The following is a 19,205-nucleotide window of genomic DNA, read 5'->3' on the forward strand; positions in this document are numbered from 1 at the left end:
CCCCGCGCCTCACACGAAGCGGTACGAGCTCACGTGGAAGACAGGGCCCACCATCGCGGTGGTGAGCATGTCGGTGTCCACGCGGCCCTCGGCCTCGATGCGCTGGCCGTCCTTCTTGATCTTCCGGTCGCCGCCAGCGAGCTGGTACGTCTTGCCGTCGTCCCCCTCCAGGACCCAGACGCCCGTCTCGACGTCCCGGAAGACCACGCGCCCGGAGAGCTTCACGGCGCGACCTCGTCCTTCTTGAGCATGGCGCGCGCCACCACGAGGCAGAGGACGGTGTTGATGCCCAGCCACGGCTTCGCGAGGAACGCGAAAGGCATCCACGACAGCGCGGGCGCACCCGCCCAGGCCGAGTACGCCAGGAAGCCCGCGAAGCCCAGCGCCAGGCCGCCCACCGCGGGGCGCAGGCCCTTCCAGCCGATGGCCGGCAGCGACACGATGATGGGGATGAGCGCGCTGTAGAACAGCGGGTTCACCGCGCCCCGCCCGAAGATGATGCGCTCCCAATCCGGGATGGGCAGGGAGATCATCTGCGTCACCTGCCCCGCGACACCTTCCGTGCTCGCGAACCACACGCGGACGAAGTACACGCCCACCGTGGACAGGACCAGCGGCACGAGGAAGGCCGGGCGCAGGAGCGCGTTGAGGTAGCCAGGGCGCTCACGGCCTCGCAGCGTCAGGAGCACGAAGGCGAGCAGGCCCAGCGCCCAGTACAAGGGCGGCCAGCGCGACATGCCGCCGCCCAGCGAGGCGAGCGAGGCCTCCGCGTTGAGCAGACCGTGGCCGTACTGCTCGGTCCATGCCTGGTCCGCCACCTTCGCGGCGCCGGCATAGAGCGCCTTCTCCACTTCATCCGGCCCCTTCGCGCCCGCGCCGTACAGCATCGCGGCGACCGCGGCCACATGAGGCGTGGCCATGCTGGTGCCCTGGTACGAGGCGTAGACGGCGCGCGAGGGGTCTCTCGGGTCGATGGTGTTCTGGAGGATGCCGCCCTCGTCACCCCGACGCTTGTCACCCCCGGGCGCGGCGATATCCAGCTCCTTGCCGTAGGACGAGTACGGCGCCAGCGCGCCATCCGGCCCCACCGCCGACACCGCCACCGCGCCCGGATAGGCCGCGGGGAACTCCACCTGCGCCCGCCCACCGTTGCCCGCGGCGGCCACCACGGTGACGCCCTTCTTGCGCGCGTACTCCACCGCGCTGGCCATCACCTGCGAGTAGCCTCCGCCGCCCAGCGACAGGTTGATGACGTTGGCGCCCTTGTCCGCCGCGAAGCGGATGGCGTCCGCGATGTCCGCGGTGTTGCCGCCGCCGAAGTGGTTGAGCACCTTCACCGGCATCAGCGTCGCCTCGAAGGCCACACCCGCCACGCCCTCGCCGTTGTTGGTGGCCTGGGCAATGGTGCCCGCCACGTGCGTGCCGTGCCCGTGGTCGTCGTTGGCGTGCTCGTCGTCGTTCACGAAGTCGTAGCCCGGAACGAACTTCACACCTTGCAGGTCCGGCACCTGCTTGAAGTCCTCGTGGTCCTCGTAGGCGATGCCCGTGTCCAGGACCGCCACCACCACGCCCTTGCCCCGGCCGCGCTCCCAGGCCTTGGGCATGTCGATCATCCGCAGGTTCCACTGCCGCGTGTAGCTCGGGTCGTTCGGCGTGAAGCTGGCGCGGACCTCCATGAGCGGCTCGGCGGACTCGACGCTGGGGTGCTGGCGGATCCTCGCGAGCACGCCCTCCACGTCGTCCACGCCCACCGCGACGGTGAGGGCCTCGTCGGCGCTCTCCACGGAGTTGAGCTCCAGGTCCACGCCCCAGTCCGACTCCCAGGCATCGAACTCCGCCGGGGTGGTGCCGTCCTTGAAGTCCACGACGATGGCGTGGGGAACCGCGTCCACGGCCTCCAACGAGGCGGGCGGCGGTGAAGCGGCTTCGCTTTCGGCGGACTTGCACGCGGGCGCCACCGTCACGGCCAGCGCCAACGCGGCTCCACCCAGGGTCCATCGCACCATCCGCATCGGGCTACTCCTTGAAGAACGAGGCACGCTTCCGGAAGACCCTACGAACGAACGAGGAAACGATTGGGTCTGCCCACACAGTCTGTACGTCCCATCTCCCGGCGTGCAAGGGCGGGAAGATGGAGAAATGTGAAGAAGTCCGGTGGGTTGCAGGGCATCGGTCAACCGCCGGAGAGCCGCTGGAGCCAGTGGGAGACCACCCTCCCCACCTGGGACAGGTTGCGCTGGAACGTCACGCCGGCGTCGTCGATGACCTCGAAGTCGCCCCCTGCCCGGGCAACCGAGGCCGACACCGCCGCCCGAGGCAGCCGCGCGTCCTCCTCCCCCTGCACCACCAGCAACGAACACGTCACCCGGCCCAGCGCGGAGACCTCCACGTCCGCCGGCGCCACCAGACACAAGCCCCCGACCGCGGGGAAGCGCGCCTGGAGCGCCAGGGCCACCTGGGCCCCCCCGTGGAGCGAAGCGACGGCCACCGCGGTCGTGTCGGCGTTCTCCAGCAGGACCCGCATGGCCGCCTCCGCGTCCTCGAGGAGGGCCTCGCCCGTCCCCCGAGCGCCCTGACTCGCGCCCACCCCTCGGTGGTTGAAGCGCAGCGTGGGGAACCCGGCGCTGGCCGCCGCCCACGCGAGCTCCGCGGCGATGACGTGATCCATGCCCCCGCCCTCGTCGGGCCGCGGAGGGAGGATCAACAGCGGAGGCTTGTGCTTGCCGCGATGCGCCGTGCCCTCCATCACCTCGGTCCCCACGGGAATCAGGGTGGAGCGCTCGAGGAACTGACCTTTCTGCACCATGCCGCGCACCTTAGGGGCCCACACGCCCCGCCGAAACACCCGTGTCCGCCGCGACCCCATCCTCGGTGCCGCACCGCGACAATTCTCGCGCGAGAGCGGATGACGCAACAAGTCGTCTTGCTTTGACGCACGACGCAGCGCGCCGAGGCACGATGATCCCAACGAATGATTGTATTTGCGCGCAACTTCCGACGGTGGGCAGGGAGAATGTTTCAAGGACATATTTTCCTCCCTCGTTTGTCCGCAGGAGCCTTCCAGCATGAGCACCATCGAGCGCGGCCGTAGCCTCGTCGGAACCAGCCCCCGTACTTCCGTGGCCCGTTCGACGGACGCTGGCGCGGTGGCGACCTCGACGGTGCGGCAGCCGGCGCAGCGCGTGGTGGATGGCTTCGACGGCGGCACGGCGAAGGGCAGCGCGAAGGCGACGGGCGTGTTCACCGCGCCCGCGGGCTCGAAGGACAAGGTCTACGACGGCAAGCTGGTGGGCGCGAATGGCCAGACGTTCGAGCCCGGTACGCCCCTGCGCGACATTCCCGCCGTCACGCCGCGGAACAACCCGAACGCGACGGGCACCGTCATCTACACCAACGGCATCCGCACGGATAAGAGCGGTCAGAGCAACGACCTGCAAGCGATTGCCGACCGGACGGGCATGCGCGCCATCGGCGTCCACAACGCGACCGAGGGCACCATCTCCGACCTGCTCCAGTGCGTGAAGGACAAGATGGACAAGGGCAAGAACCCTGCCGTCGACACGCTGGCGGACACCATCTACGGCGAGCTGAAGGCCGGCCGTGACGTGCACCTCATCGGGCACAGCCAGGGTGGGCTCATCACGTCGCGTGCGCTGAACGACGTGGCGCGCCGGCTGCGCATCGAAGACGGGATGTCCAAGTCGCAGGTGGAGCAGACGATGAGCCGCCTGAAGGTGGAGACCTTCGGCGCCGCCGCCAGCACCTATCCGGACGGTCCCCAGTACGTGCACTACATCAACAAGCGCGACCCGGTCCCCAACATCTTCGGCCTCGGCACCAAGGGCTGGACGCCGGGAGACCTGCTGCGTCACGCCGGCAAGGACGCCAAGGTGCACTACTTCTCCGAGGGCAACATCTTCAACGGTGCCCACTCGCTGAGCGACACGTACCTGAATCACCGCGTGCCCTTCGAGCAGGCCCGCGCCGGCCAGTTCTGACCGTCCCTCCGTCAGTCGTGGTAAACCCAGCCCATGACGCGTGACGAGGCGACGCAACTGGTTCAGTCGTACATGCGGGCTCAGGGAGAGCACCTGAGCCCCGGGCTCAATCCCAACGGGCTTGGCGGTGTCGCGGTGGGCGAGGCGCAGCTCTACTTCGAGCACTCCGCCGACACGGGCGCGCTCAAGTGCAGCGCCCTCATCTACCGCTTCCGCGATGCGCCCCGCCCCGGGGTGCTGGACGGCTTCCGCGACGAGCAGAAGGCCGGGACGGACGCGGGCGGCGGCTCCGTGGACTTCGAGTCCGAGAGCAAGAGCCTCTTCCTCAGCCGCTCATACTCGACGGCCCCCATCGACCTGGTGTTCGCCTCCGAGCTGAGCAAGCTGATGGCGGCGAGCCTCGTCTGGGGCAACGACGTGTTCGAGCGCGTCGCGTCGAAGGTCATCCCCGCGAAGTAGAGGCCCACGCACATGGCCCTCGGATTCTCCCGCCACCTCCAGTGGTTGCTCGCCACCATCGGGATGGCGAAGCCCCCTCCTCCGCCGGGCGGCCCGATGACTCGCGAGGCCGCGCGGGAGCTCGTCCGCTGGTTCCTGCAGTCGCAGGGCGCGGGCATGAGCAAGGGCCTCAACGAGAACGGCCTGGGTGGCGCCATGGTGGGCGGCGCCCAGCTCTACTTCGAGCACCACGAAGACACGCAGCAACTCGAGTGCAGCGCGCTCGTCTACCGCTTCCGCGAAGACCCCAAGCCAGGCGTCATCGACGGCTTCCGCGCGGAGGCACAGGAGGGCACGGACGCGGGCGGCGGCACGGTGGACTTCGAGACGGAGTCCAAGTGCCTCTTCCTGAGCCGCGACTACGCCCAGATGCCCGCGGGCTCCACGTTCTCGAAGGACATGGAGCGGCTGATGAAGGCCAGCCTCGACTGGGGCTCCACCGTCCTGGACCGCGTGGCCTCGCGCGTCTTCGGCACCTGAGCCGCGCAGGCGCGCTTCAGATGCGTGCCTGGAGCGCGGGGCCTTCCGACTCGCCCTGCCCCCCCGGGAAGGCCCAGCCAACCTCCTGGGCCGTCCCTGGCACGGTGCTCCCGACTACACCGCCTGGAGCACGTAGAACTTGAGGTACTTGCCCTCGGGGAACTGGAGCCGCACCGGGTGGTCCGGCGGCTGGTAGCGCTCCTCGACGAGCGCCAGGTCGACGCCCGCCTTGAAGCCGGCCTCGCGCACCGCGCCCATGAACTCGTCCGGGCTCACGCGCGCCGAGCACGACGCCGTCGCCAGGAGGCCTCCCGGACGGAGAATCGCCAGCGCCTGCCGGTTGAGCGAGGCATACCCGTCAATGGCCGCCTGCACCGCGCGCTGGCTCTTCGCGAAGGCCGGTGGATCCAGGATGAGCAGGTCGAAGGTGCGCCCCTCCTCCTTGAACGACTGGATGACCTTGAACACGTCCGCCGCGAGGAAGTCGTGCTTCTCCGCCGGCAGCCCGTTGCGCGTGAAGTTCTCTCGCGCCAGGGCGATGGCCTCCGCGTCCAGGTCCACCGAGAACACGCTGTTCGCGCCTCCCAGCGCCGCGTTCACGGAGAAGCCACCGCTGAAGCTGAAGCAGTTGAGCACGTCCCGGCCCTTGGCCAGCCGCCGGATGAGGTGACGGTTCTCGCGCTGGTCCAGGAAGAAGCCGGTCTTCTGCCCCTTCCACACGTCCACCATGAAGGTGGCGCCGCGCTCACGGATGGCGATCTGCTCGGGCGCATCGGGCCCGTACAACATGCGCCCCGAGCCACGGCCCTCGTCCTCTTCCACGTCGTCGCGCGCCACTTCGTCGCGACCGACGATGCCCTTGAGCCCCGGCACTCCGGCCTTCAGCGCCTCGACGATGAGCGGCCGATACGGCGTGAGCCCCGCAGAGTACAGCTTCATCACCGCCCAGCCCGCGTAGAGGTCCACCACCACGCCTGGCAGGCCGTCACCTTCACCATGAATCAGGCGGTAGCTGTCCGTGTCCGTCAGGTCGATGAGCGCCTGGCGCTCGGACAGGGCCCGCTTGACCCGGCGCGCGATGAAGTTCGAGTCCACGGTGTCCCGCGGGTCTCGCGTCAGCACGCGCACCGCGATGGCCGAGTGCGGGTCGTAGTACCCCCGCGCGACGAACTTCCCGTTCTCCGTCAGGTCCACCACGCTGCCAGCGGGAATCCTCGGCACGTGCTCCAGCGCCTTGCGAAACACCCACGGGTGTCCCGCGCGCAGGTGACGTCCCAGTCCACGCGCCAGCTCCAGCTTCACGACATTCACGGTGTCACTCCTCGAGGGCCCCTCGGCCCCGCCGGGCAAGGAGGGCTCGGGCCAGTTCCTCGAAGCCCTTTCCCTCGGCCGCCCGGGTAATGAAGGCCGGCGGCGCGTCGATGCGGTCCAGCACCGCGCGCACGTTGGCCACGCCCACTCCCAGACCGAAGGCCTGGAACATCGGGGCGTCGTTGAAAGAATCCCCTACGTACACGTAGCGGCCGTCCCGGGGCTGCAGCTTCTCCCCCCACGCCACCCGTGCGAAGCGCTTCGTCGCGCTCAGCTTGTCGAACCGCCCCAGCCAGCAGTTCACATGCACCGACGAGCGGACCGCCGTCACCCCGCGCGCCCGCAGCAACGACTCGATGCGCGCGGCTCCCTCATCCCCCAGCCGGGCCTCCTCGTTGTAGTCCACGGCCAGGTCCACTTCCGTGTACGTGCTGTCCACCGACAGCCGAGCCCCGGGCACCTGCTTCAACACCCGGGAGACCTCCCGCTGAAGGCGCTTCCGGTTCTCCACCCGCTCGGCGGGCGGCTCCAGGTACACCTTGCGCAGCCCTCGAGCGCCTCGCAGGAAGAACAGCCCACCGTTCTCCACGATGACGCCATCCACGGGGAGCTGCCGCGCCCAGGCCTCGCCCCAGCCCGCCGGCCGGCCGCTCACCAGCACCACCCGGAGGCCCGCGGCGGACAGCCGCTCCAACGCTCGCACGGTGTCCGCGCGCAGCCGGTGCCCCGTCGTCAGCGTGCCATCCACGTCCGTGAAGACACCTTCGACGCGGGACAGGTCCGCCTCGCGCAGCGGGCGCGGAACCATCCCCTCGCTGTGCGCCGTCATCACATCCCGTCCAGTTGGGCGAGCAGCCCCTGGAAGATTTCGATGGTGACCCGCAGCTCCGGGCCCGTGAGCTGGGCCAGCGGCTGCTTGCGCGCCTTGCGCAGGAACGCATCCATGTCCGAGGCCCGCCCATAGAGCGACTGAGCACGGGTCGCCGCCTCCGCCAGCATCTTCGCGGCCACGGGTTCGTCGGAGTCCACCAGCGACAGGCCGCGCTCCAGCGTCACGCCGCAGGCGGCCCACACCTCGCGGTCATGGATGATGAGGATCTGCCGCTGGTTCACCGCGGCCAGGCCGCGAACGAACGCCTCCAGCTCCCCCACCACCTTGAGCAGGTCCGCTCGCACGGGGTTGGAGAGAATCGCCAGTCGCCCCACCTCCGCGCGCATCTCGACGATGTGTCGCTTGTCCTGCGCGCGCAGGTTCCGGTACGCGGCGGTGCGGCCGAAGGCATCCATCTCCGTCTGGAGCTGCTGCGCGTTCCACTGCACGTCCTCGGGCTCGGCGTCACGGACCTTGTTGAGCCGCGCGGACAGGATGCGCCCCAGGTCCGCGGTGATGGCCCGCACGGTGACGGCGGCCTTCACCTCCGCCTCGTGCCCCGGGACGACCTGCGCGCGCGTCACTTCACCGAAGCTGCTCGCCGTCTCGAAGACGAGGTTGCTGACCTGCTCGCGGAAGCGCGCGCGGAAGCGTTGGATCTCCGCCAGCAACGTCCAGCGGTCGCTCACGACGGAGGGGTTGCGCATCGCCTCGCCCAGCTGCGTGACGCCCTGGGCCAGCTGGGTCATCGCGTCGTGGAGCATCATCGCCGGCTCGCGCGCGCGCCCGCTGTTCACCAGGTCCGCGACGTTGGCCGCGGGCTGGGCGGGGAACTGCTCACGGATGACGTTGAGCAGGGCGTTGACGTCCATCACCGTGTCCCGGATGACAGGCGCCATCTCCTCCCACAGGGACAGGTCGGGGCTGGAGTCCACCACCGGCGTTTCGTACTTCACCAGGTCCATGTCGCTCAGCCGGCCAATGGCCTGGGCAGCGGCGGCATACACCTTTCGCAACCGGCCGGCGAAGGCGCCGTCGGAGTGGGCTTGGAGGAGCTCTTCCAGCCTCGGGGTCAATGAGGTCTGCGGGTTTTCAGCGTCAGCGGACACGGGGGGCACACTCTAGCGCTCGACTTCCGCGCGGGGGAGTTCTAGCACTCGGACTGGGGCCGCGCCGCAAGGCCCGGGAGCGCTACGGGATGATTCAGGTCTGTCTGTTCAGGGACGGAACCCTCTTCACCGGGGGTGAGGAGCTGCTCGGAGAAGACGGCCGCAAGTGGGTGGACGTCCTCCAGCCGGACGAGGCGACCATGGCCCGGCTGGCCGAGCGCTTCGGTCTCCACAAGCTCGCCGTCGAGGACTGCCTCCACCTGGACCAGCGCCCCAAGCTGGAGGAGTACCCCAACCACGTCTTCGTCGTGCTCCAGGGCTTCACGGCCGGCAAGAACGTGTGCGACCTGACGATGCATGAGCACCACTTCTTCCTCGCGAAGGAGTGGATCATCAGCGTGCACGAGCTGCCCTTCGTGGGGCTGGAGACCATCATCCAGCGCGTGCGCCAGGACCCGGCGGCGACCTTGGGACGCGGCACGGACTTCATGCTGTACCTGATGGCGGACGCGCTCGTGGATGCGCAGTTCCCCATCCTCGACAGCTTCAGCGACGAGCTGGAGGACCTGGAGGTCTCCATCTTCGAGAAGGCGGAGAAGTCCCACCTGCAACGCATCTTCGAGATGAAGCGGATGCTGGTGCAGTTGCGCCGCGTGCTCTCGCCGCAGCGGGACGTGGTGGGGCTCCTGGCGCGGCGCGGGATTCCCCATGTGGATGAGCGCTCCACGCTCTACTTCCGCGACGTGTATGACCACCTGGTGCGGCTGTACGAGCAGATCGACTCCGGGCGGGACATCCTGGGCAACGTGATGGACGGCTACCTGTCCATGGTGGCGAACAAGACGAACGACATCACCAAGCAGCTCACCATCTTCGCCACCATCTTCCTGCCGCTCTCGTTCATCGTCGGATTCTTCGGGCAGAACTTCGATGCCCTGTCCGGCACGGGCTACTACATCGCCATGTGGGTGATGATCATCGCCCTGCCCATCAGCTTGTTCTTCTGGTTCAAGCACAAGCAGTGGCTCTGAGCGCTCTCACGAGGACACATGCCGACCTTCACCGTGGATGGACTCCCCCTGCACTACCGCGACGTGGGCCTGGGCCCGGCGGTGCTGCTGCTTCACGCCTTTCCCCTCCACGGCGGCGCCTTCGACGCGCAGGTGAACGCGCTCTCCTCGCGCTATCGCTTCATCGTCCCGGACATCCGAGGCTTCGGGCAGAGCAAGCCCGGTGAGGGCCCCACGCGGATGTCGCGCATCGCCGAGGACGCGCTGGCCCTCCTCGACGCGCTGAACATCGACCGCGCGGTGGTGGGCGGCGTCTCCATGGGCGGCTACGCGGCCATGGCCCTGCTGCGCGAGGACGCGGGACGCGTGGCCGGCCTCGTGTTGATGAACACGCAGTGCACGGCGGATGACGACGCGGGCAAGGCCCGGCGGGAAGCCTCCGCGCTCGAGGCCCTGGAGAAGGGCGTGGACCCCCTCATCCAAGCGCTCCTGCCCAAGCTGATCGCCGAAGGCCCCTCCTCCTCCGTGGGGCAACAGGTGGAGGCCCTCATGCGCGCGGCCTCCCGAGAGGGCATCGCCGCCGCGCAGCGGGGCATGGCGCTGCGGCCGGACAGCAAGGACATCCTCGCGCGCTACGCGGGTCCGGCGCTGGTGGTCGTGGGCGAGAAGGACCCCATCACCCCGCTGGAGAAGGCGAAGCAGTTGGTGGACCTCATCACCGGCGCCCGGCTGGAGGTCATCCCCGGCGCCGCGCATCTGGCCAACCAGGAGCAGCCCGAGCGCGTCAACGCCGTGCTCGACTCGTTCCTCTCATCCCTCTGACGAAGAAGGGCGGCTCAACGGCCTCGCGCGTGGGAGCGCTGGGCCTCCTCGAGCACGTGGCCCTTGAGCAGATAGCCGAAGCCCGCGTTGGCCAGCCGCACCACCAGGTCCGACCGGGTGGAGCCCAAGGCCGTCGCGGTGTCATCCAGGTTCCACTGTGAGTTGGCCAGTTGTTGCAGCAGGTACGCCCGGCGCGTCTGGGCCGCGGAGAGCCGGTAGGTCTTGAGGTACTCCAGCGTCCCGTCCGGCCCCGTGATGGCCTCGCCCATGTGGTTCTCCTCGGAGGGCACGAGGCTCGTGTGGAAGTGCTGGAGGAGGAAGGGCCCGGCCTCGTAGACCTTCCGCGCCGTCACCTCCACGCCGAACAGACCTCCCGACAGGAGGCCATGGAACGCGCCCCAGTCCTCGCGCATGCGCGCCACCTGCGCTCGGAGGTCCGCGACACTGGCCACCTGGCTCGCGTCGAGGCGCAGCCCGATATCTCCCGCCACCTGGAGGTAGCCGTACTGCAACAGCAGGTCGCCGTAGAAGTCCTCGAGCAACGTGCGGTGCAGACAGCGATAGTCATACGGGTGCGCGACGATGAAGGCCGAGAGCAGCTCGTCCGCGTTGAAGAGCAACAGCCCCACCTGCCGCTCATGGAGCTCGAAGGTGCGCAACGCACCGTCCAACGCGAAGCTGGCCCAGCCAGGAATCGACGCCTCGCTGCGCGGATTCAGCCCGCGCGACAAGCCGTCCTTCGAGTACTCGGACCACGCGATGTCCGGTCCGCCGAAGTAGCGGGTCAGGAAGCCCTCCATCGCGAGGTGGAGCGGCAACATGCGCAACTGGTTGCGGTCCTCGCGGTGCACCATGCGGTGCAGCAGGCGGACGGAGACCGGGCCTGCCTCCACCTTCTTGTGGTCCTGGGACTGCAGTCGCGTGCCGTAGACGGCTTCCGCCTGACGGTTGCCCCACGTCATCACCAGGCCATGGGGAATGTACGAGATGTACTTGAGGCCCGGTGCACCCAGCTCCTTCCGGAGTGTCACCTCGGACAACGCATCCCCGTAGTTCCTCTGCGCGAAGCGAAGGTCCCCCCTCACCTCGTCCCTCAGCACCGGGACCAGCCGCACTTGCCCCCAGACCTGCGAGGGCGCGAGCCGCAAGCCCTGAAGCTCCAGGCGTTGGATGAGTCGCGCGCGGCTCATGACGCCTCCTCCTCTCGGGTGGATTCGCCCTGCCGGGGCTCGTGCTCCAACCACGACGCCACCCGCGCGGCGAGATAGCGCTCCAGTTCCGACAACGACGCGGTGCCCTCCGCGAAGCGCGCGAAGCCCAGCACCGTCGGCACGTCCTCCGCGTCGCGCACGCCCACCGTCGCCACGGCCTCCCCCAGGGAGCGCGGCGCGTACTCGTCCGCGTCGAAGACAGGATTGACGTGCACCAGGGCCGTGCGGCGTCCCGGGTCCAGGCGCTCGCGAAACACCCGCGTCAGCTCGGCCACGGCGCGCGGTGGATCATTGTCGTAGCCATCCGAGACGATGACCACCAGGTCCGGGCCCCACTCCAGGGCCTCCAGCAGCGGCGTGGCCAGGTCCGACTGTCCTCGCGCGACGACGCGCAGCGGGTCGTCCACGGGGGACGTCCAGAAGGCATGGTACTCGCGCGCGGCGGTGCCCAGCAGATAGTGCGTCGCCAGGGCGACGCCCAGCGGACGGCGGCGCTTCTGAATGGAGCCGGAGGACGAATAGCTGTTGTCCAGCACCGCGGCCACGCGCCCCAGCGACGCGGGGGCCCGCGCCAGCACTCTCGCGGAGGCACGCTCCAGCGCGGTGTGAAGCTCCTCGCGGCGCTCCAGTCGGACAGGGTCCTTGAGCGCCAGTACGTAGAGGCACAGCTTCGTCAGCGGCGCGCGGGACAGGTCCACGGCGGGCACCTCGGCGCCGTCGCGCGCGGCGGACTCCTGGAGGCGCAGGCGCTCGGCCTGCGTCAATCGCGGCTCGATGCGCTGGAGGAACACGTCCCGAGGCACGCCGTGCTTCTGCGCGAGCCCCTCCGCCACCGTGTACGGCAGCTCGTAGAGCGCCTCCTGCGCGAAGTGGGCCCTGCGGAAGGTCTCCAGCAGCGGCTGGGTGTAGACGCGCTTCTTCCAGCCGTGGAAGAGGAACGGCCCCAACTCCCCCTCCAGCTTCAGGTGGCCATGCACGACCGTCGACCGAAGCTTGGCGCGGTACTTCACCGCGTCGAACGCGAGGTCCGCGCGGCCCGCGAGATACTCGCGGATGATGGCGCGGGCCCTTCGGTTGTTGATGCGCCGCGAGCGCAGGGACTCCAGCACGCGATAGGCACGCGGAGGAGGCAGGCGTCGCAGGGCGGCGGCGATGAGCGCACCCTCCTCGCGACGCTCCTCGACATCCACCGGGCTGCCGATGGCGAGCAGGTTGAGGATGATCTGCGCCTGGTTGAAGTGGTTGATGCCCGCCGCGAGCGTGCGCCGGTAGAGGCGCCGGTAGTTGCCGAGGATGTACTGGTGGAGGAACTCGATGGAGACCGACTGCCCCCGCGCATCACCGTAGAACTCCCGCTGCCCCGTGCAGGAGAAACACGCGTTGACGAACATCACCAGGTCCTCGCGGGCGACCTGTTCGACGCGGACTTCGGCGGCCACGGCCATCGTGCGCACAACCTCCGGACAGGAGAGATGAGCGCCGCTCGGGGAGAAGTGAAACGACCAGCGTGTCAGGCTCCAAAGGCATGATTCGGAAGTCGCATCGGAGTCCCGCGAGCGGCGCTCCGACGCTACCACACGCCCCGAATCCACGGGGCCTGACGACCTCAACGACTCACGGCTGGCACGTCACCTCGGAGTTCTGCACGACGCAGGAGACGCACGAGGCGGTCTCCACCAGCACGCCCTGGCGGCACTCCAGCACGGCCTTGCCATCCCGGCGGCACAGGCCCCGGCCCTCGGCGCTGGAGGCACAGGCATCCCCCGCGTCATTGCCGGAGGTATCGCAGCGCACCGCATCGTCCGACTCGCGGCAGCCGAGCGGACCCCGGCAAGGCACCTCCCGCCATGTGCCCGAGCGGCACTCCAGCGCGAGGACGGCTTCCTGGCAGACGAAGCCACCTCCGTCGCAGTCATCCCCCGCTTTGGGGCCACCGCAACCGGTGAAGAGAAGGGAGCCAACAACGGACACGAGGGCAAGAAGTGAGCGGTTCATGAGCGTTCAACGAATATTTCGAGCGTCCCGCCGCCGGTCAACCACCCAGTGTCGACTGGAAGAAACGCCGGAAGTTTCCGCCCATGACTCGTTCCACCCATGACTCCGGATGGCGGCGAAGCAGTGCCGTGGTGAGCAAGTGCAGGTCCGTGACGTCCTTCATCCCCTTGGGCAGCGGCACCATGCCGTCGTAGTCCGAGCCCAGGCCCACGCCCTCCTCCCCCATCACATCCACCGCGTGCTCGATGTGGCGAACCACGTCGTCCACCGAGTCCCCGCCCAGGTACACCGGGGCGAAGATGATGCCCACCACGCCGCCCCGGTCCGCGATGACTCGCAGGGACGCGTCGCTCAAGTTGCGCCATCCGCCTCCGGCCGCCCGCACCCCCGTGTGTGAGCAGAAGAAGCGGACCGTGGGATGGGAAAAAAGATGCTCCAGCGTGCGCTCGGAGGCGTGTGCCACATCCACGCTCAATCCCAAGCGGGCCATCTCCTCCACCACCTCCTGCCCCAGCCCCGTCAGTCCCCGGTTTCCCATCATGGGAAAAGAGGAGCCCCCCAGGTCGTTGTTGGACAGGTGGGTAAGCCCCATGAAGCGAACGCCCCGGCGGTGAAGCTCGGCCAGACGCTCCACCTTCCCCTCGATGGCGTGCCCTCCTTCCACGCCCAGCACCGCGGACAGGCGCCCTTGCGAGAGGTTGTCCTCCAGCACCTGCCGCGACGTGGCGATGCGCACCGCTCCGTCCGAGTGCTGACAGAACACCTCCATGCGCTCTATCTGCCACAGCGCCCGGGTCCACTCGCTGGCCCGAGCCTCCCGAGGCCAGCCGCGCCACGCGGCGAACACCGGGAAGCCACCAATGAAGGGGAAGCCACGGGTGACGATGGTGAAGCACTGAAGCTTCACCCCCGCCGCCCGCAGCCGGGGGAAGTCCACGTGCCCCTCGTCGGAGCGCGTGCGCAAGTCCCGGTTCCACATGAGGGAGTCCGCGTGCCCGTCCGCGATGCACCAGCGCTGGTGAAGCTCGTTCACGTCGCCCATAGGCGCGTGAGTCTGACCTTCCGAGCGGGATGACACCAGCGGACTCCCTCATGTCGCGTCCGCTCACGACCCGGCCGCGTACGCGTCACGAGGTCCGAAAGCCGTGGGCCGCACATCCTCCGAGGACAACACGTCCGCGGAGCGCCTCCGGGAGCGCGCCTCCTGCCGGACCTGGGCCGCTTCACGGGCCGCCTCCGGGGGGCCATAGGCGTACCCCCGCCCCGCCAGCACCGCGCGCAGGGCATCCCGCAGCTCCAGGGCCGTCTGGAAGCGCTCCTCCGGTTCCCTCCGCAGGAGCCGCGAGAGGATGGCGCGCAGCGGCGAGGACACCGTGGCCGTCACCTGCTCCACGTGCAGTGGCGAGAAGCACGCCATGCGCGCGGCCATCATGGGCGCGGAGAGCCAGCTGGGCGACTCCGCCACGAGCAGCTCCGTCTCCGGCAGCGGCCCCGACGCGAGCGCCGCGCGCTCGACGGGCTCCAGGTCCAGCAGGTGCAGACCGGTGAGCAGCTCGAGCAACACCACGCCCAGCGAGAACAAGTCCGAGCGCCCATCCAACGGCCGCCGCAGGAGCGCCTCCGGCGAAGCATAGGCGAGGTCTCCTCGGACGACATGGGCTTCGGTCGCCACACGCCCGGGAAGCCGCGCCCAGGACAGCGAGAAGTCCGACAGCTTCACGTACCCCCGCCCATCCAGCCTCAAGGCACGCGGGCTGACGTCCCGGTGGACCAGCCCCAGCGGCCGGCCCCGGTCGTCCTCCAGCGTGTGCGCGTGGTGGAGCGCGTCCGCGACCTCCGCCCCCACATAGGCGGTGAACGCCTCCGACAACGGACGGCGACGCAGCGCCGCGTAGCTGACCAGCGTCTCCAGGCTCTGGCCGTCCACGAACTCCATGACGAGGTGAGGCACGCCCTCATGCACCCGCACCAGGAACACCTGGGCGATGGCCGGATGGGACAGGCGCATCAGCAGCTTGACCTCTTCCCTCAGCCGCGCGCGCCCGAGCTCGTCGCCCGCGTCTTGCAAGCGCTTGATGAGGACCAGGTCGCCCGGCGTGTCCGCGTAGTGCCTGCGGGCGATGAGCAGCTCTCCGGAGCCACGCAGGCCGAGGTACTGGACGAGCTCATACGACGTGGCCCCAGCGGTGAAGAGGATGAAGGGTTTGGCGGAGGGGTGGTCAGGGTGGTGGGTGCCCATTTCGAGTGACTGCTCCTGGGATTGAAGGTCCTCCCCAGGGTTGGGAAGGCGTGAGGAAACCCCACGAGTCACCACTACCACCCAGGTCTGACACGACCATCCAACCCACCAGAATGGATGGGAGACGAAAAAGGAACGGCCCCCTTCTCCAGGGGGCCGTTCCCGAGCCATTCGCGAGGCGAGGACTCACCCGCCCGGCGCTACTTGGGGGCGGGAGTGGCGGGCTGGGTGATGCTCAGCTCACGAACCACCAGGTCCTTGCCGTCCGCGACGTAGGACGCTCGGACCTGGTCCCCCTCCTTGATGTCCCCCAGCTTCACTGGGTGGTTGTCGTGGAGGATGCGGCTCTGGTCATTCGTCTTCAGCTTGATCTGCCGATTGGAGACGGTGTCGACCACGGTCAGCGTGTCGCGGCCCGTGTCGAGCACTCGCCCTTGCACATTCGTGGCCGCGGCGGCGGCCCCCGTCGTGCCCGAGCCACCCTGGGCCAGGTCCTCGCCGCGCTCGCGCTCGGCCTTGGCCAGGTCGCTCTGTTCATCCCGCACGTCCTGCTGGGCGTTGGCCACTTCCTGATTCGCCTCGCCCCGCGTCTCCGCGATGTCCTCGCGGGCGTCCTGCTGGGCCTGCGCGATGTCCTGGCGCTCGTCCTGGCGGATCTCCGCCGTCTTCTGCTGCGCCTCGGACTGTGCCTCTGCGACGTCCTGGCGTTGTTCGGCGACGTTGTCCCGCTTGCTACAGCCCGAAGCCATGGCCAGCGCCGCGACCGCCCCCACTGCCATCATGAGCTTGCGCATATCGTCCTGCCCCTTTCCGTAGGCTGAAGGGAGAGCGTGTCTCCCGGAGTTGGGCAGAAAGTGAGCGCTCCTCACGCACTTGCACAGGGCTTGCGCGCGAGCGCCGGACGACCCAGGGGCGCCGGACCGGGCACGAAGCCCCTGCTCGCCCGGCTGCCCTCCATGGGAACAAACCCTGCCGACTAAGGGACGCGGCCTCCGTCAGGAGAACCCGCGTCCGGCGCGCCACTTCCCGCGTCGTCGCAGAAAGGCGCCCCACCCTCCACCCACCTCGCGACGAGGGCGCGCTGGGCGGCGGTGGGCGGCGTGACGGCGCTCCCCGTCGGCGGCATGTCCTGGAATACCGACGTGCGGGCCCGGATGCGCGCGGCCTTCGCGAAGGCGCCCGGGAGTCCGCCCGCGTCCGGCGGCTCGTAGTAGTCCAGCCGGAACGTGGTCTGCGCGCTCCCGCTGGTGTCCGCGCCGTGGCAGGTGCTCACGCAGCTGGCGGCGAGGATGGGCTGCACGTCTTCGCAGTACGTGGGCACCGGCCCCGCGTCCCCGTCGCCCGCATCCGGAGTCCCCGGCAACCCGAGCACCTCACACGTGCGTCCCTGCCCCTGTCTCACCGCGACACAGGAATGCGTGTCCGGACAGTCGCTGGCCGTCTCGCACGTCTTGCCGGTGAAGTCTGTCACGTCAATGGTGCAGGCCACGGTGAACACCACCACGCCGGCCGCGCTCGCGAGGAGTCTCTTCATGTCGGGGCTCGTCTTGGAACCTGGGACCTGGAACCTGAAACAGGGAACGAAGAGGGGGCCGCGACGTCAGGGCCCAGCGTCCGGACCGCAAAGGGGAGCACCGCCCGCCACCCAGCGCGCGAGCACCGCACGCTGCTCCGCGGTGGGCGCCGGATTGCCCGCGGGCGGCATGTCCTTCGAGTCCGACGCGCGAACGCGGATGCGCAGCGCCTTGGCCCGCGCGCCCGGCACGCCATTGCCCGTCGGCTCGTAGTAGTCCAGCCGGAATGTGGAGAGGCCGCTGCCACTGGTGTCCGCGCCATGACAGGCGCCCACGCACGTCGCCGCGAGGATGGGCTGCACGTCGTCACAGTACGTGGGCACGGGGCCCGCGTCGGTGCCGCCCCCGTCGAGCTCGGTGTACCGCGGCGGATAGATGACCTCGCAGGTGCGCTGCCCCGAGACACCCGTCGCCGTGCAGGCGTACAGGCTCGGGCACTCGGAGTCTTCCGAGCAGGCTTGGCCAGCGACTTCATCCATGTTGATGGAGCAGGCCACGGCGACCAGGAGCGCGCCACAGGCCACGAGGGGGACAGGAGAACGGAGGGCCACGGGGGGCTCGGTCAGAAATGGTAGGTGAGGTTCGCGGCGTCCGCGGCCTCGTCCGGCAGCAACTCCAGCACCAGGCCGTACAACACCGCGGCACCGGCGGCCGCATACATGAGGTTCGCCGCCGTGGAGGCGGAGCGAGCCCGGTCCAGCGTGTCGCGAGCATCGCGGGCGGACGTCAGCCCCTGCGCGCGACGGGCCTCTCCTCGAGCAAAGAAGCCCAGCCCCAAGCCCCCCGCGGCGAGCACACCCCCGGCGACGAAGGCGAAGCGGTGGCCACGGAGCAGGGGCTCTGGCGCGCGCACGGGAGCATCCACGGTGGCGACGGCGGGCTCATCAGCGGATGCGGTGAGCGGCAGCCCAAGCGCGACGACGAGCGCGGAGGAGAGAAGCCTGCTGGGAGCCATGAGCATGACGCCAAGTATAGCGATGACGATGGCGGACGTACGGCCAGAGTGTGCGTTGACTTCACGGCATCCCCCCTGTAGTGCGTCCCCCGGTCCCCATCCCAAGGAGCCGAGACGCCATGCAGGTCTGGGTCAACGGAGAGACACGCGAGGTGCCGGAGGCCGTCACCCTCTCGGCGCTGCTGGAGTCGCTTCGAATCGGAGGTCCGGGTGTGGCCGTGGAAGTGAACGCCGAGGTGGTGCGCCGCGCCCGCCACCCCGAGCATCACCTCCAGCCCGGGGACCGAGTGGAGATCGTCACCTTCGTCGGCGGCGGGTAGCGAGGAGAGGACCATGAGCATCCAGGACAAGCCCTTCACCATCGCGGGAGTGACGTTCTCCTCGCGCCTCATCCTCGGGACGGGGAAGTACCCCAGTCACGACATCATGAAGCGCTGCCACGAGTCCTCAGGCACGGAGATGGTCACCGTGGCCGTGCGCCGGCTGGACCTGAAGGCCACGGGCGAGGCGTCGCTCATGAACTGGATTGACCGCGAGCGCCTGCGCCTGCTGCCCAACACGGCCCTCTGCTACACCGCCGACGACGCGGTGCGCACGTGCCGGCTCGCCGAGGAACTCGGCATGAGCAAGTGGGTGAAGCTGGAGGTCCTCGGCGACGAGAAGACGCTCTACCCCGACGTCGAGGAGACGGTGAAGGCCGCCCGCGTCCTGGTGAAGGAGGGCTTCACCGTGCTGCCCTACACCAGCGACGACCCCATCACCGCGCGCAAGCTGGAGGACGCGGGGTGCGCGGCGGTGATGCCCCTGGCGGCGCCCATCGGCAGCGGCCTGGGCATCCGCAACCCGCACAACATCCGCCTCATCCTCGAGACGGTGAAGGTCCCCGTCATCGTCGACGCGGGCGTCGGTACCGCGTCCGACGCGGCCATCGCCATGGAATTGGGCGTGGACGGCGTGCTGATGAACACGGCCATCGCGGGAGCCAAGGACCCGGTGCGCATGGCCATCGCCATGAAGAAGGCGGTGGAGGCAGGCCGCGACGCGTACCTCGCGGGGCGCATCCCCCGGAAGGCCTACGGCTCCGCGTCCAGCCCCATCGACGGAATCGTCCAGTAGCACCGGGGCCGGGGCT

Annotated in this window: 22 protein-coding genes; 7 read left to right on the forward strand and 15 right to left on the reverse strand. The window is 69.2% G+C overall.

The genetic code is table 11. The features are described from left to right. Nucleotides 1-9: 9 nt before the first annotated feature. From MYSTI_RS23080 to MYSTI_RS23090, 3 genes are all read right to left on the reverse strand, one after another. Entirely contained in the window at nucleotides 10-225 is a 216-nt protein-coding gene (locus tag MYSTI_RS23080) for a DUF5818 domain-containing protein (protein WP_015350203.1), read from the reverse strand. After that, nucleotides 222-2,012, reverse strand: a complete 1,791-nt coding sequence (locus tag MYSTI_RS23085; protein WP_015350204.1) for a S8 family serine peptidase — start codon at nucleotides 2,010-2,012, stop codon at nucleotides 222-224. Before MYSTI_RS23085 ends, MYSTI_RS23080 begins: the two co-directional genes overlap by 4 nt. A 161-nt stretch (nucleotides 2,013-2,173) precedes the next feature. Next, complete coding sequence (locus tag MYSTI_RS23090) at nucleotides 2,174-2,806, reverse strand: type IV pili motility protein SglT (RefSeq protein WP_015350205.1); 633 nt, start codon at nucleotides 2,804-2,806, stop codon at nucleotides 2,174-2,176. 259 nt (nucleotides 2,807-3,065) lie between these two features. Between MYSTI_RS23090 and MYSTI_RS23095 the strand changes: the two genes are divergently transcribed. From MYSTI_RS23095 to MYSTI_RS23105, 3 genes are all read left to right on the forward strand, one after another. Beyond that, entirely contained in the window at nucleotides 3,066-3,998 is a 933-nt protein-coding gene (locus MYSTI_RS23095; RefSeq protein ID WP_015350206.1) for an alpha/beta hydrolase, read from the forward strand. Nucleotides 3,999-4,031: 33 nt separating this feature from the next. Next, the gene (locus MYSTI_RS23100; protein ID WP_015350207.1) at nucleotides 4,032-4,457 is read left to right on the forward strand and encodes a hypothetical protein; all 426 of its coding nucleotides are present in this window, start codon (nucleotides 4,032-4,034) and stop codon (nucleotides 4,455-4,457) included. A 96-nt stretch (nucleotides 4,458-4,553) separates the two neighbouring features. After that, on the forward strand, nucleotides 4,554-4,976 hold the full coding sequence (locus tag MYSTI_RS23105) for a hypothetical protein (protein ID WP_044900563.1): 423 nt from the start codon (nucleotides 4,554-4,556) through the stop codon (nucleotides 4,974-4,976). Nucleotides 4,977-5,090: 114 nt separating this feature from the next. Here the strand turns inward: MYSTI_RS23105 and MYSTI_RS23110 are convergent, their stop codons facing one another. The 3 genes from MYSTI_RS23110 to MYSTI_RS23120 are packed head-to-tail and all read right to left on the reverse strand — an operon-like array spanning nucleotide 5,091 to nucleotide 8,276. After that, nucleotides 5,091-6,287 carry a class I SAM-dependent rRNA methyltransferase gene (locus MYSTI_RS23110; RefSeq protein WP_015350209.1) on the reverse strand — a complete coding sequence of 399 codons (1,197 nt, stop codon included), beginning with the start codon at nucleotides 6,285-6,287 and terminating at the stop codon, nucleotides 5,091-5,093. A 4-nt stretch (nucleotides 6,288-6,291) separates the two neighbouring features. Beyond that, nucleotides 6,292-7,116, reverse strand: coding sequence for an HAD-IIB family hydrolase (locus MYSTI_RS23115; RefSeq protein WP_015350210.1), 825 nt, complete (start codon nucleotides 7,114-7,116; stop codon nucleotides 6,292-6,294). After that, entirely contained in the window at nucleotides 7,116-8,276 is a 1,161-nt protein-coding gene (locus tag MYSTI_RS23120) for a hypothetical protein (protein ID WP_015350211.1), read from the reverse strand. Before MYSTI_RS23120 ends, MYSTI_RS23115 begins: the two co-directional genes overlap by 1 nt. An 80-nt stretch (nucleotides 8,277-8,356) precedes the next feature. Here MYSTI_RS23120 and corA point away from each other — a divergent pair, with 80 nt between their 5' ends. Together corA and MYSTI_RS23130 are read left to right on the forward strand one after the other, a co-directional pair. Further along, on the forward strand, nucleotides 8,357-9,298 hold the full coding sequence (corA, locus tag MYSTI_RS23125; protein ID WP_015350212.1) for a magnesium/cobalt transporter CorA: 942 nt from the start codon (nucleotides 8,357-8,359) through the stop codon (nucleotides 9,296-9,298). 18 nt (nucleotides 9,299-9,316) lie between these two features. Beyond that, nucleotides 9,317-10,099 (forward strand): alpha/beta fold hydrolase, encoded by a 783-nt coding sequence (locus MYSTI_RS23130; protein WP_015350213.1) that lies wholly within the window; start codon nucleotides 9,317-9,319, stop codon nucleotides 10,097-10,099. 14 nt (nucleotides 10,100-10,113) lie between these two features. On the opposite strand, the gene MYSTI_RS23135 is transcribed toward MYSTI_RS23130, so the two are convergent. The 9 genes from MYSTI_RS23135 to MYSTI_RS23175 all read right to left on the reverse strand — a co-directional run bounded on the left by MYSTI_RS23135 (nucleotide 10,114) and on the right by MYSTI_RS23175 (nucleotide 18,073). Then, the gene (locus MYSTI_RS23135) at nucleotides 10,114-11,289 is read right to left on the reverse strand and encodes an ARPP-2 domain-containing protein (RefSeq protein WP_015350214.1); all 1,176 of its coding nucleotides are present in this window, start codon (nucleotides 11,287-11,289) and stop codon (nucleotides 10,114-10,116) included. Next, nucleotides 11,286-12,755, reverse strand: a complete 1,470-nt coding sequence (locus MYSTI_RS23140) for a hypothetical protein (RefSeq protein WP_015350215.1) — start codon at nucleotides 12,753-12,755, stop codon at nucleotides 11,286-11,288. Before MYSTI_RS23140 ends, MYSTI_RS23135 begins: the two co-directional genes overlap by 4 nt. 169 nt (nucleotides 12,756-12,924) lie before the next feature. Further along, nucleotides 12,925-13,305 (reverse strand): hypothetical protein, encoded by a 381-nt coding sequence (locus tag MYSTI_RS23145; protein ID WP_015350216.1) that lies wholly within the window; start codon nucleotides 13,303-13,305, stop codon nucleotides 12,925-12,927. Nucleotides 13,306-13,342: 37 nt separating this feature from the next. Then, the gene (locus MYSTI_RS23150) at nucleotides 13,343-14,347 is read right to left on the reverse strand and encodes a dipeptidase (RefSeq protein WP_015350217.1); all 1,005 of its coding nucleotides are present in this window, start codon (nucleotides 14,345-14,347) and stop codon (nucleotides 13,343-13,345) included. A 63-nt stretch (nucleotides 14,348-14,410) separates the two neighbouring features. Further along, nucleotides 14,411-15,544 (reverse strand): serine/threonine-protein kinase, encoded by a 1,134-nt coding sequence (locus tag MYSTI_RS23155; protein WP_015350218.1) that lies wholly within the window; start codon nucleotides 15,542-15,544, stop codon nucleotides 14,411-14,413. A gap of 200 nt (nucleotides 15,545-15,744) precedes the next feature. Then, complete coding sequence (locus MYSTI_RS23160) at nucleotides 15,745-16,338, reverse strand: FliH/SctL family protein (protein ID WP_015350219.1); 594 nt, start codon at nucleotides 16,336-16,338, stop codon at nucleotides 15,745-15,747. A 182-nt stretch (nucleotides 16,339-16,520) separates the two neighbouring features. Continuing rightward, nucleotides 16,521-17,078, reverse strand: a complete 558-nt coding sequence (locus tag MYSTI_RS23165) for a hypothetical protein (RefSeq protein ID WP_015350220.1) — start codon at nucleotides 17,076-17,078, stop codon at nucleotides 16,521-16,523. 66 nt (nucleotides 17,079-17,144) lie between these two features. Further along, on the reverse strand, nucleotides 17,145-17,669 hold the full coding sequence (locus MYSTI_RS23170; RefSeq protein WP_015350221.1) for a hypothetical protein: 525 nt from the start codon (nucleotides 17,667-17,669) through the stop codon (nucleotides 17,145-17,147). Nucleotides 17,670-17,680: 11 nt separating this feature from the next. Next, entirely contained in the window at nucleotides 17,681-18,073 is a 393-nt protein-coding gene (locus MYSTI_RS23175) for a hypothetical protein (protein ID WP_233277934.1), read from the reverse strand. 119 nt (nucleotides 18,074-18,192) lie between these two features. Between MYSTI_RS23175 and thiS the strand changes: the two genes are divergently transcribed. Beyond that, nucleotides 18,193-18,393: a sulfur carrier protein ThiS gene (gene thiS, locus MYSTI_RS23180; protein WP_015350223.1), complete on the forward strand. Its 201-nt coding sequence runs from the start codon at nucleotides 18,193-18,195 to the stop codon at nucleotides 18,391-18,393. 13 nt (nucleotides 18,394-18,406) lie between these two features. Continuing rightward, nucleotides 18,407-19,189: a thiazole synthase gene (locus tag MYSTI_RS23185; protein ID WP_015350224.1), complete on the forward strand. Its 783-nt coding sequence runs from the start codon at nucleotides 18,407-18,409 to the stop codon at nucleotides 19,187-19,189. The last annotated feature ends 16 nt before the right edge of the window (nucleotides 19,190-19,205 follow it).

The sequence above is a fragment of the Myxococcus stipitatus DSM 14675 genome (assembly GCF_000331735.1).
Lineage (GTDB): Bacteria > Myxococcota > Myxococcia > Myxococcales > Myxococcaceae > Myxococcus > Myxococcus stipitatus.